This window comes from Rhizobium leguminosarum bv. trifolii WSM2297 (assembly GCF_000271845.1).
Genome location: NZ_JH719395.1, coordinates 842456 through 854374 on the forward strand (window position 1 = coordinate 842456; position 11919 = coordinate 854374).

The following is an 11919-nucleotide window of genomic DNA, read 5'->3' on the forward strand; positions in this document are numbered from 1 at the left end:
GACCCTGCGCCGCGAGACGCGGCTTGGGAGGAAATCATGAAATTGAAGACTGCACTTTTGAGTGCCACGATTCTTGCTGCCTGCATGTTCGGTTCGGCTTCGGCCGGCGGACTGACTGTCGGCTTCTCGCAGATCGGCTCGGAATCGGGCTGGCGTGCGGCTGAAACGACCGTCACCAAGGAACAGGCCAAGAAGCGCGGCATCGATCTGAAATTTGCCGATGCGCAGCAGAAGCAGGAAAACCAGATCAAGGCTTTGCGCTCCTTCATTGCTCAGGGCGTCGATGCCATTCTCATTGCTCCGGTCGTTGAAACCGGCTGGGACGACGTTCTCAAGGAAGCCAAGGAAGCCAAGATTCCGGTCATCCTTCTCGACCGTACCATCAAGGCTCCGGACGATCTCTACCTGACGGCTGTTACTTCGGACCTGGTCCACGAGGGCAAGGTCGCCGGTGACTTCCTGGTCAAGACCGTCGGCGACAAGAAGTGCAACGTCGTCGAGTTGCAGGGCACCACCGGTTCGTCGCCGGCCATCGCCCGCAAGAAGGGCTTCGAAGAGGCTCTCGCCGGTCACGACAACCTCAAGATCGTTCGCAGCCAGACCGGTGACTTCACCCGCACCAAGGGCAAGGAAGTCATGGAAAGCTTTCTGAAGGCCGAGAATGGCGGCAAGGATATCTGCGCTCTCTACGCCCATAATGACGACATGGCCGTCGGCGCCATCCAGGCGATCAAGGAAGCCGGCCTGAAGCCAGGCAAGGATATTCTCGTCGTCTCGATCGACGCCGTGCCCGATATCTTCAAGGCCATGTCCGAAGGCGAGTCCAATGCCACGGTCGAGCTGACGCCGAACATGGCGGGTCCGGCCTTCGATGCCCTCGATGCCTACCTGAAGGACAAGAAGGCTCCGCCGAAGTGGATCCAGACCGAATCCAAGCTCTACACGCCTGCCGACGAGCCGATGAAGGTCTACGAAGAGAAGAAGGGTCAGGGCTACTGATCTGATTTGACGCCGCTGCGCAATCCTTGAATCGGGATCGATTGAGGGTGAAACGATGCAGCATTCAAGCGCTGTAGAACCGCACCGGCCCATCATGGACCGGTGCGGAACTGCCTTGCCGCCTTGGGACGTCATGTCCGGCCGCGGCGCGGCTTTTGCCGTCAATATCAGGAAAACAGACCCCTATGATTCACGATTTCGAGAACGTTCTCGCGGCTTCCGGAATATCGAAATTCTTTCCCGGCGCAGTGGCGCTGGACAAGGTCGATTTCACGCTGCGCAAGGGCGAGGTGCATGCACTACTGGGTGAGAACGGCGCCGGCAAATCGACGCTGATCAAATGCATCACCGGCGCCTATCATCGTGACGAGGGCAGCCTGACGCTCGACGGCCATGAAATCAATCCGGCCAATACGCTCGCCGCCCAGAAGCTCGGCATCGGCACGGTCTACCAGGAGGTCAACCTCCTTGCCAATTTGAGCGTCGCCGAAAACCTCTTTCTCGGACGCCAGCCAAGGCGTTTCGGCATGACCGACGTGCGCACGATGAACCGCAAGGCGCGCGAACTGCTCGCCGGCTACGGCATCGAGATCGACGTCACCGCCGAGCTTGGCCGATTCTCCGTTGCCGTTCAGCAGGTCGTTGCCATCGCCCGCGCCGTCGATCTCTCCGGCAAGGTTTTGATATTGGACGAGCCGACGGCAAGTCTCGATAATCAGGAAGTGGCGTTGCTCTTCCGCATCATTGAGGACCTGAAGAAGCGCGGTCTGGGCATCGTCTTCATCACCCATTTTCTCGAGCAGGTCTATGCGATCAGCGACCGGATCACCGTACTGCGCAACGGCAAGCTCGTCGGCACCCGCGACGCCGCCGATCTGCCGCGCCAGGGCCTGATCGCCATGATGCTCGGCCGCGAACTGGCGCATGTAGAGGAGAGCGTGCGTGAGCACAACCTTGCCGCCGGTGAGGTCAGGTACCGCTTCGCAGGCTACGGCAAGCGTGGCAAGGTCAAGCCCTTCGATCTCGATGTACGCGCCGGCGAGGTGGTCGGCATTGCCGGACTGCTCGGCTCCGGCCGCACCGAAACCGCCGAACTGCTCTTCGGCATCGAACATGCCGACAGCGGCAGCGCCACGATCGACGGCCAGCCGGTCACGCTTTCGAGCCCGCGCGCCGCAATCGAAAAAGGTTTCGGCTTCTGCCCGGAGGACCGCAAGACCGACGGTATCGTCGGCGACCTGTCGATCCGGGAAAACATCGCCCTTGCACTGCAGGCGCGCCGCGGCTGGACCCGGCCGCTGTCGCGCACCGAGCAGAATGCGCTTGCCGACCGCTATATCAAGGCACTCGATATCCGCACCACCGACCGAGAGAAGCCGATCCGCCTGCTCTCCGGCGGCAACCAGCAGAAGGCGATCCTCGCCCGCTGGCTGGCCACCAATCCGAAGTTTCTGATCCTCGACGAGCCGACCCGCGGCATCGATGTCGGCGCCCATGCCGAGATCATTCGGTTGATCGAACAGCTCTGCGCCGAAGGCATGTCGCTGATCGTGATTTCCTCGGAACTTGAAGAGCTTGTCGCCTATAGTTCACGTGTCATCGTCCTTCGCGACAGGCAGCATATCGCCGAATTGACGGGCGAACGCATTACCGCCGCCGGCATCGTCGATGCCATCGTCGCGGCCGAGCATAAGATGGAGGAGGCATGAGGTCCTCGCTGAACGCGCTGGCTTTTCGCCTGGCGCCGCAATTGATCGCGCTCGTTGTCATTCTTTTGTTGAATTTCATCACGTCGCCGCAGTTTTTTAATGTCGTGATTCAGAATGACCGGCTTTACGGCAGCCTGATCGATGTGCTGAATCGCGGTGCGCCGGTGGCGTTGCTGGCGATTGGCATGACGCTGGTCATTGCCACCAAGGGCATCGATCTCTCTGTCGGGGCTGTTATCGCCATCTGCGGCGCTGTCGCCGCATCGTCGATTGTTTCAGGAAATTCAGTGGCCTACACCATTGTCCTGACGCTTTCGATCGGCATTGCCTGCGGCGTCTGGAACGGTTTGCTGGTGGCCGTGCTGAATATCCAGCCGATCATCGCCACGCTGGTTCTGATGGTCGCCGGCCGCGGCATCGCCCAGCTGATCACCGAAGGCGCCATCCTCACCTTCAACGATGACGGGCTGACCTTTTTCGGCAGCGGCTCCATGGCCCTCCTGCCGATGCCAGTGGTCATCTGGCTTCTCGTCGGCCTGCTCGTCATCCTGCTCGTCCGCCGGACCGCACTCGGCATGCTGATCGAGGCCGTCGGCATCAATCGCCGCGCCAGCACGCTCTCCGGCATTCAAACGCCGGTACTGCTGATGGCGGTCTATATGCTGAGCGGGCTGTGCGCCTCGATCGCGGGCATCATCGTCGCCGCCGACATCAAGGGCGCCGATGCCAACAATGCAGGTCTCTGGCTGGAGCTCGACGCCATCCTCGCCGTCGTGGTCGGCGGCAATTCGCTGCTCGGCGGACGCTTCAGCATTCTCGGATCGCTGATCGGCGCAATGATCATCCAGGCGGTGAATACCGGCATCCTGTCTTCCGGCTTCCCGCCTGAATTCAACCTGATCATCAAGGCGGTCATCATTATCGTCATCCTCGTCATCCAGTCGCCGGCGGTGCAATCGCTCGCCATCTTCGCCAGCCGCCGGCAGGGCGGAAGGGAGCAGCCGAAATGAACTCCAAATATCTGCCGCTGCTGGCGACCATCGTCATCTTCGTGCTCGCCTATGCCGGCTGCACGCTGCAATATCCGAACATGCTGTCGACCCGTGTCATCGGCAATCTTCTGACCGACAACGCCTTCCTCGGCATCGCCGCCGTCGGCATGACCTTTGTGATCATCTCGGGCGGTATCGATCTGTCGATCGGATCGGTCATTGCCTTCACCGGCGTCTTCTTGGCGGTCATCCTGCAGAAGACCTCGATCCATCCGCTGCTTGCCTTTGCGATCGTGCTCGTCATCACCACCGCCTTCGGCGCGGTCATGGGCGCAATCATCCACTATCTCGAAATGCCGGCCTTCATCGTCACGCTCGCCGGCATGTTCCTGGCGCGCGGCATGGCCTTCGTGCTCTCGATCGACAGCATCCCGATCGATCACGAATATTATTCGACGCTGACCAGCCTCTATTGGCGCCTGCCTGGCGGCGGCCGGCTGACGCTGATCGGCGGCATCATGCTTCTGGTCTTTGCCGTCGGCATTTTCATCGCCCAGCGGACCCGCTTCGGCACCAATGTCTATGCGCTCGGCGGCGGCCCGCAGACGGCGCGGCTGATGGGTGTGCCTGTGGGACGCACGACAATCCAGATCTATGCGCTGTCGGGCTTTCTGGCAGGCCTATCCGGGATCGTTTTTTCGCTGTACACCTCTGCTGGTTATTCTCTTGCAGCAGTGGGCGTCGAACTCGACGCCATTGCGGCGGTCGTCATCGGAGGGACGCTGCTGACCGGAGGCGCGGGATTCGTGGCGGGAACCTTGATCGGTATCCTGATCCAGGGGCTCATTCAGACCTACATCACCTTCGACGGCACGCTGTCGAGCTGGTGGACCAAGATCCTGATTGGCCTCCTGCTGTTTGCATTCATTCTGATGCAGAAGGCGATCCTGTTCGTTTCCAGTCTGAACAAGAGGTACGCTTGAGGGGGAGACGGATCGCTTGCGCAACAAATTGGACGAGACACGGAAGACGGGGCGCAGAACCCGGACGAGCCACGCGCAGGTGGTCGACGAGCTCGGAAAGGAGATCGTCGCCGGCACCTATCCCGTCGGCTCGATCCTGCCCGGCGATACCGAACTGGCGCAGCGCTTCAAAGTGTCCCGTACCGTCTTGCGCGAGACGATGAAGACGCTTGCCGCCAAGGGCATGGTCGTCGCCAAGGCGCGGGTCGGTACGCGTGTGACCGAGAAGAACCTCTGGAACATGTTCGACAGCGAGATCATCGCCTGGCACTTCGACAGCGGCGTCACGGAAGAGTTCCTGCTGCAGCTCTATGATATCCGTCTTGCGGTCGAACCCTTCGCTGCCGGTCTCGTCGCCGAGCGGGCGAATGCGGATGATATCGAGACGCTGCGGGCACTGGCGCTCGATATGGCGGCGAGCGGCCACACTGCCGACAGCCTGGCGCTCGCCGACCTTCGTTTTCACCTGGCGCTCGCCGAAGCCTCGCACAATCCCTTTATGCGCACCTTGGGCAGCCTCATCGAAGCGGCCCTCGTCGGCATGTTCCGCATGAGCACGCCGCCCTCCGAAAACGGCTTCGCCAATATCGCCGATACCCATATGCGCATCGTCGATGCCATCGTTTCCGGTGATAGCGCTGCCGCACGCCGCGCGATGGAGCTCGTCATCCTGGATGGCCGCCATCATGTGCACGAGGCCTTCGCCGCCCGCGGTTCGGAGACCGTCAGAGTGCCGATTTCGACCTAAATTTCACACTCGTAAAGGCTTTGCTGTCTGCGGCGCCACGCATCTTTTCGGGCGCGAAAAGGACGCTGCAGGGCTTTCAATTCACGCAGTGGGCTTTCCGAAAATCGATTCCGATTTCAGCAATTATACAGTATGAGGCAACAAAGCCGCCTCATGGCGCGGATTCGCGGAGCAGATCATGGAACGTACTTGTCTTGCCGTCATCCTCGCCGCCGGTGACAGCACGCGGATGAAATCCTCGAAATCGAAGGTGCTGCATCCGGTCGCCGGGCGGCCGATGATCGCCCATGTGGTCGAGGCGGTCGCCTCGGCCGGCATCTCCTCCGTCGCACTCGTCGTCGGCCGCGATGCCGAGGAGGTGGCAAAGGCCGCAAGCGTTGCCGGTGTCGGGATCGAATCCTGCCTGCAGAAGGAGCGCCTCGGCACTGGCCACGCGGTATTGGCGGCGCGCGAAGCAATCGCCAAGGGCTATGACGACATCCTCGTCACCTATGGCGACGTGCCGCTGCAGACCGACGGACCGCTGAAGGCCGCCCGCCAGGGGCTTGCCGATGGCAGCGATATTGTCGTTATCGGCTTCCACACCGACCGGCCCACAGGCTACGGCCGGCTGCTCGTCAAGGACGGCGAACTGATCGCCATCCGCGAGGAGAAGGACGCGACCGATGCCGAGCGCGCGGTTACCTGGTGCAATAGCGGCCTGATGGCGATTAACGGCAGCAAGGCGCTCGATCTTCTCTCGCGCATCGGCAACGCCAATGCCAAGGGCGAATTCTATCTGACCGATCTCGTCGAGATCGCCCGCTCGCTCGGTGGCCGCGTCACCGCCGTCGATGCGCCTGAAATCGAGATGACCGGCTGCAACAACCGGGCCGAACTCGCCGTTATCGAGCGGTTCTGGCAGGAGCGCCGGCGCCACGAGATGATGCTGGCGGGCGTCACCATGATCGCGCCGGAAACGGTCTTTCTCTCCTACGACACCGTCATCGGCCAGGATGCGCTGATCGAGCCGAACGTCGTCTTCGGTCCCGGCGCGGTGATCGACAGCGGCGCCGTCATCCATGCCTTCTCGCATATCGAAGGCGCTCATGTCAGCCGGGACGCCACCGTCGGTCCCTTTGCGCGGCTGCGGCCGGGGGCTGATCTCGCTACCGGTTCGAAGGTCGGCAATTTCTGCGAGGTCAAGAACGGCCGGATCGGCGAGGGCGCCAAGGTCAATCATCTCACCTATATCGGCGATGCCGTCATCGGCGCCGGCAGCAATATCGGCGCCGGCACGATTACCTGCAACTATGACGGCGTCAACAAGAGCGAAACGGTGATCGGCGAAAACGCCTTCATCGGTTCCAACTCCTCGCTTGTCGCGCCGGTGACGATCGGCGACGGCGCCTATATCGCCTCCGGCAGTGTCATCACCGTCGACGTGCCGGCCGATGCGCTGGCGCTTGGCCGCGCCCGCCAGGAGATCAAGCCCGGCCGCGCGACGCTGCTGCGCGAGCGCGCGCTCGCCGTCAAGGCCGCGAAGAAGGCGAAGACTTGAGGCCGCTTTCCGTAACCGGCGGAAATTCAAAGTGACCGCCGAGGTGATTGATAAATAAGCGGGAATCGTTAGGACTGGCCTCGATTGTCGAAGCCGTGTGGGGATATTGTATGTGCGGAATTGTTGGGATCGTCGGAACTCAGCCTGTTGCCGGGCGCCTGGTCGATGCGCTGAAGCGTCTCGAATATCGCGGTTATGATTCCGCCGGTGTCGCCACCATCCATGAGGGGGTGATGGATCGCCGCCGCGCCGAAGGCAAGCTGTTCAATCTGGAAAAGCGCCTCGACGCCGAGCCGCTGCCCGGCACGGTCGGCATCGCGCACACACGCTGGGCGACTCATGGTGTTCCGAACGAGACCAATGCCCATCCGCATTTCGTCGAAGGCGTCGCCGTCGTCCATAACGGCATCATCGAGAACTTCTCCGAGCTGCGCGACGAGTTGACCGCGGAGGGCTCGGTCTTCGAAACCCAGACCGACACCGAGGTCGTCGCCCAGCTGATGGCGAAATATCTGCGCGAAGGCCTGGAGCCGCGCGCCGCCATGCTGCAGATGCTGAACCGGCTGACCGGCGCCTATGCGTTGGCCGTCATGCTCAAGGCCGATGCTGGCACGATCATGGCTGCCCGTTCCGGCCCGCCGCTTGCCGTCGGCTACGGCCGCGGCGAGATGTTCCTCGGTTCGGATGCCATTGCGCTCTCGCCCTTCACCAACGAGATCACCTATCTCGTCGACGGCGATTGCGCCGTCATCACCCGCGACAGCGTCGCCGTCATCGATTTTACCGGCAAACCGGTCAAGCGCGCCCGCCAGATCTCGCAGGCGACCGCCTATGTCGTCGACAAGGGCAATCACCGCCATTTCATGGAAAAGGAAATCTACGAGCAGCCGGAGGTCATCTCCCACGCGCTCAGCCACTATGTCGATTTCGCCGAAAACACGATCGGCGCCAATGCCGCTGCGATCGACTTTAAGGCGGCGACCGGCCTGGCGATCTCGGCCTGCGGCACCGCCTATCTCGCCGGCCTGGTCGGCAAATACTGGTTCGAGCGTTATGCCCGCCTGCCTGTCGAGATCGACGTCGCCTCCGAATTCCGCTACCGCGAAATGCCGCTCTCGCCCTCGCAGGCTGCACTCTTCATCTCGCAGTCCGGCGAAACCGCCGACACGCTTGCATCGCTGCGCTACTGCCGCGACAACGGCCTCAAGATCGGCGCCGTCGTCAACGTCCGCGAATCGACGATCGCTCGCGAATCCGACGCCGTCTTCCCGATCATGGCAGGCCCTGAAATCGGCGTCGCCTCGACCAAGGCTTTCACCTGCCAGCTTGCCGTGCTGGCATCGCTGGCGATCGGCGCCGGCAAGGCGCGGGGCACGGTGAGCCCTGAGGAGGAGAGGGCGCTGGTGCGCCATCTCGCCGAAATGCCGCGGATCATGAGCCGGGTGCTGAATCTCATCCAGCCGCAGATGGAAAGCCTGTCGCGCGAGCTGTCGAAATGCAAGGATGTGCTCTATCTCGGCCGCGGCACCAGCTTCCCGCTCGCCATGGAAGGCGCGCTGAAGCTCAAGGAAATCTCCTATATCCACGCCGAAGGTTATGCCGCCGGCGAATTGAAGCACGGGCCGATCGCGCTGATCGACGAGAACATGCCGGTCATCGTCATCGCCCCTTACGACCGTTTCTTCGAAAAGACCGTTTCGAACATGCAGGAAGTCGCAGCCCGCGGCGGCCGCATTATCTTCATCACCGACGAGGCCGGTGCGGCAGCCTCGAAACTGCCGACCATGGCGACCATCACCCTGCCTGTGGTCGACGAAATCATCGCGCCGATGATCTTCTCTCTGCCGATCCAGCTGCTCGCCTATCACACCGCCGTTTTCATGGGCACCGATGTCGACCAGCCGCGCAACCTGGCGAAATCCGTGACCGTGGAATAAGCCTGCGACGCCCCGGCCTTCGCGCCGAAACATATTGTGCGGGACCCCGAATTCTGGCAATTTTGGTCGGCGGACAAAGGGGGAAGGGCCGGCGTTCCGGCCTGTCCAGGACCGAGATGGAGTTCATCAGTAGAGATGACCGACAATGCCCCCAGAATGCCGGTCGCGACCCGGCTGAGGAATAATTTTCTCGCAGGCCTGATCATCTGCGCCCCGATCGCGATCACCATCTGGCTGACCTGGACCTTCATCCACTGGTCGGACAGCTGGGTCAGGCCCTATATTCCGGCCCGCTGGAATCCGGAAAGCTATCTCAATTTCGCCATTCCCGGTTTCGGCCTGCTGACGGCCATCGTGCTGATCACCGTCGTCGGTTTTCTCGGCAAGAACCTCATCGGCCAGAGCATTGTCGGTTTCGGCGAATCGGTCGTCCAGCGCATGCCGCTGGTGCGCACGATCTACAGAAGCGTGAAGCAGATCTTCGAAACCGTGCTGAAGGAGCAGTCGAACTCCTTCAAGAAAGTCGGCCTCATCGAATATCCAAGTCCCGGCCTCTGGGCGCTGGTTTTCGTCGCCACCGACGCCAAGGGCGAGATCGCTTCGAAGTTCAATGCGATGGGCCAGGATATGGTCGCGGTCTTCCTGCCGCCGACGCCGGTGCCGACGGCCGGTTTTCTCGTCTTCGTCCCACGCGAGAAGATCGTCGTGCTCGACATGTCGCCGGAGGATGCGGCCAAGTTCCTGATTTCGGGCGGTCTCGTGGCTCCTGAAACCCCGCAGACGGAGCCGAAGCAGAAGCATTTGCCGCGGCCGAAGCCGGTGGCGGTTTCCAAGGCTGACTAATTTACCCGACTAGCCCGCTCGCAAAAACCGGATCGCCTCGTCGCGGCGGAAGAGATAGAGCAGCGTGCGGATCGCAGTTCCTCGTTCACTGGTCAGTTCGGGATCACGCTCGATCAGATAGGCCGCATCCTTGCGGGCGATTTCCAGTAGGTCGGCATGCGCCTCGAGGCTGGCAATGCGAAAGCCCGGCGTGCCGGACTGGCGGGTGCCGAGCAGCTCGCCTTCGCCACGCAGTTTCAGATCCTCCTCGGCGATGCGAAAACCGTCCTCCGTCTCGCGCATGATCGAAAGCCTGGCATGGCCGGTCTCGCCGAGCGGACCCTTATAGAGCAGGATGCAGGTCGAGGCCTCGTCGCCGCGCCCGACCCGGCCGCGCAGCTGATGCAATTGCGCCAGACCGAAGCGCTCGGCATGTTCGATCACCATGATCGTTGCATCCGGCACGTCGACGCCGACCTCGACGACGGTGGTGGCGACGAGAAGCCGGGTCTCGCCGCTCTTGAACGCCATCATCGCCGCATCCTTCTCCGGTCCGCTCATCCGGCCATGGATGAGGCCGACATCAAGGCCAAGCGCTGAGACCAGCGTCGCATGCCGCTCCTCGGCCGACATCAGGTCGAGCTCTTCGGACTCTTCGACCAGCGGGCAGATCCAGTATGCCTTCTTGCCCTCGGCAAGCGCGCCCTGCAGCCGCCCGACGATCTCGCCGGTCCGCTCCATCGGCACGGTGATCGTCTGGATCGGCTTTCGGCCGGCCGGTTTCTCGGTGAGTTTGGAAACGTCCATATCGCCGAAGGCGGCAAGCACCAAAGTGCGCGGGATCGGCGTTGCCGTCATCACCAGCATGTGCGGCGAGATGCCCTTGGCCGTCAGCCGCAGGCGCTGATGCACGCCGAAGCGGTGCTGCTCGTCGACGACGGCAAGCATGAGGTTGGCATAGGCGACGCTGTCCTGGAACAGCGCATGTGTGCCGATGATTATCTGGGCAGCACCCGAGGCGATGCGTTCCAGGATCTCCTCCCGTTCGCGTCCTTTGGTGCGCCCGGTCAAGACCTCGATGCCGAGCCCTGAAGAGGCGGCGAATTTCGAGATCGTCGCATGGTGCTGGCGCGCCAGAATTTCGGTTGGGGCCATCAGTACCGCCTGGCCGCCGCTCTCGATCACCGCCGCCATCGCCATCAGCGCCACCAGCGTCTTGCCGGCGCCGACATCGCCCTGCAGTAGCCGCAGCATGCGCTCGGCTCCGGCCATATCCTTCAGAATGTCGGCGATCGCTGCGTTCTGGCTTGATGTGAGCGAGAACGGCAGGGTCTTCGCAATCTTGCCGCTGATTTCGCCGGTGGCATGCACCGGCTGGCCCGCCACCTTGCGCAGCCTCTGCCGCACCAGGCTCAGCGAAAGCTGGCCGGCGAGAAATTCGTCATAGGCGAGCCGCCGCCGGGCGGGCGCCTGCGGGTCGATATCCGAAGGATCGCGCGGCTCGTGCAGCATATGAAAACTGTCGCGGATCGACGGCAGGCCCTGCTTCTGCGTCAGCGCCAGGTCGATCCATTCCGGCAGTTCCGGAAAACGCGGCAGGCCGGCATCGATGATCTTGCGCAGCGTCTTCGGCGAAAGCCCCGCCGTCAGCGGATAGATCGGCTCGACGAGCGGCAGGCTCTCCGCCTCGTCGGCCCTGACGATATAGTCGGGATGCACCATCGAGGCGCGGCCGTTGAACCAGTCGACCTTGCCGCTGACCGTCACCTCCGCATCGACAGGCAGCTGCTTTTCCAGCCAGGCCGCTTGTCCGCGGAAGAAGACCAGCGTCAGTTCGCCGGTCTCGTCATGCAGGAAGACGCGGTAGGGGACGTTGCTCTTGCCGCGCGGCGGCACCTGGTGGCGGTCGACGCGGGCGGTGATCGTCACGATCGCGCCTTGCGGCGCCCGGGCGATCCCCGGCTGGTTGCGCCGGTCGATCAGCGAAAAGGGCGCGTGGAAGATGAGATCGATGACCCGGCAATCCTCCGGCGTCTCGCGCCCGAGCAGCTTGACCAGCAGCTCGGCGATCTTCGGGCCGACGCCCGGAAGGCCCGAAATGGGGGAGAACAGCGGATCGAGAATGGCGGGGCGCATGCGGTCAAAATGCG

General features: G+C 62.5%; 9 protein-coding genes. 8 read left to right on the top strand and 1 reads right to left on the bottom strand.

All coding sequences use genetic code 11. From position 1 onward, the window contains the following. Positions 1–36: 36 nt before the first annotated feature. The 8 genes from ytfQ (at position 37) to RLEG4DRAFT_RS19435 (ending at position 9790) form a co-directional block, all read left to right on the top strand. Positions 37–999 (top strand): galactofuranose ABC transporter, galactofuranose-binding protein YtfQ, encoded by a 963-nt coding sequence (ytfQ, locus tag RLEG4DRAFT_RS19400; protein ID WP_003579208.1) that lies wholly within the window; start codon positions 37–39, stop codon positions 997–999. Positions 1000–1184: 185 nt separating this feature from the next. Next, positions 1185–2708: a galactofuranose ABC transporter, ATP-binding protein YtfR gene (gene ytfR, locus RLEG4DRAFT_RS19405; RefSeq protein WP_003579210.1), complete on the top strand. Its 1524-nt coding sequence runs from the start codon at positions 1185–1187 to the stop codon at positions 2706–2708. Then, complete coding sequence (locus tag RLEG4DRAFT_RS19410) at positions 2705–3718, top strand: ABC transporter permease (RefSeq protein WP_003579212.1); 1014 nt, start codon at positions 2705–2707, stop codon at positions 3716–3718. Before ytfR ends, RLEG4DRAFT_RS19410 begins: the two co-directional genes overlap by 4 nt. Then, positions 3715–4683, top strand: coding sequence for a galactofuranose ABC transporter, permease protein YjfF (gene yjfF, locus RLEG4DRAFT_RS19415; protein WP_003579213.1), 969 nt, complete (start codon positions 3715–3717; stop codon positions 4681–4683). Before RLEG4DRAFT_RS19410 ends, yjfF begins: the two co-directional genes overlap by 4 nt. Before the next feature lie 16 nt (positions 4684–4699). Next, positions 4700–5470 (top strand): FadR/GntR family transcriptional regulator, encoded by a 771-nt coding sequence (locus RLEG4DRAFT_RS19420; RefSeq protein WP_003579215.1) that lies wholly within the window; start codon positions 4700–4702, stop codon positions 5468–5470. Between the two features lie 178 nt (positions 5471–5648). Continuing rightward, positions 5649–7010 carry a bifunctional UDP-N-acetylglucosamine diphosphorylase/glucosamine-1-phosphate N-acetyltransferase GlmU gene (gene glmU / locus RLEG4DRAFT_RS19425; RefSeq protein WP_003579216.1) on the top strand — a complete coding sequence of 454 codons (1362 nt, stop codon included), beginning with the start codon at positions 5649–5651 and terminating at the stop codon, positions 7008–7010. A gap of 110 nt (positions 7011–7120) precedes the next feature. Further along, complete coding sequence (glmS, locus tag RLEG4DRAFT_RS19430; RefSeq protein WP_003579218.1) at positions 7121–8947, top strand: glutamine--fructose-6-phosphate transaminase (isomerizing); 1827 nt, start codon at positions 7121–7123, stop codon at positions 8945–8947. A gap of 135 nt (positions 8948–9082) precedes the next feature. Next, complete coding sequence (locus RLEG4DRAFT_RS19435; RefSeq protein WP_003579220.1) at positions 9083–9790, top strand: DUF502 domain-containing protein; 708 nt, start codon at positions 9083–9085, stop codon at positions 9788–9790. Between the two features lie 9 nt (positions 9791–9799). Here the strand turns inward: RLEG4DRAFT_RS19435 and recG are convergent, their stop codons facing one another. Beyond that, positions 9800–11905: an ATP-dependent DNA helicase RecG gene (gene recG, locus RLEG4DRAFT_RS19440; protein ID WP_003579222.1), complete on the bottom strand. Its 2106-nt coding sequence runs from the start codon at positions 11903–11905 to the stop codon at positions 9800–9802. Between the last annotated feature and the right edge of the window lie 14 nt (positions 11906–11919).

Bases quoted from the DNA above. Each gene is read 5' to 3' on its own strand.
- glmS (WP_003579218.1), top strand. From the start codon at position 7,121: ATGTGCGGAATTGTTGGGATCGTCGGAACTCAGCCTGTTGCCGGGCGC.
- ytfQ (WP_003579208.1), top strand. From the start codon at position 37: ATGAAATTGAAGACTGCACTTTTGAGTGCCACGATTCTTGCTGCCTGC.
- recG (WP_003579222.1), bottom strand. From the start codon at position 11,905: ATGCGCCCCGCCATTCTCGATCCGCTGTTCTCCCCCATTTCGGGCCTT.
- ytfR (WP_003579210.1), top strand. From the start codon at position 1,185: ATGATTCACGATTTCGAGAACGTTCTCGCGGCTTCCGGAATATCGAAA.
- yjfF (WP_003579213.1), top strand. From the start codon at position 3,715: ATGAACTCCAAATATCTGCCGCTGCTGGCGACCATCGTCATCTTCGTG.
- glmU (WP_003579216.1), top strand. From the start codon at position 5,649: ATGGAACGTACTTGTCTTGCCGTCATCCTCGCCGCCGGTGACAGCACG.
- RLEG4DRAFT_RS19435 (WP_003579220.1), top strand. From the start codon at position 9,083: ATGACCGACAATGCCCCCAGAATGCCGGTCGCGACCCGGCTGAGGAAT.
- RLEG4DRAFT_RS19410 (WP_003579212.1), top strand. From the start codon at position 2,705: ATGAGGTCCTCGCTGAACGCGCTGGCTTTTCGCCTGGCGCCGCAATTG.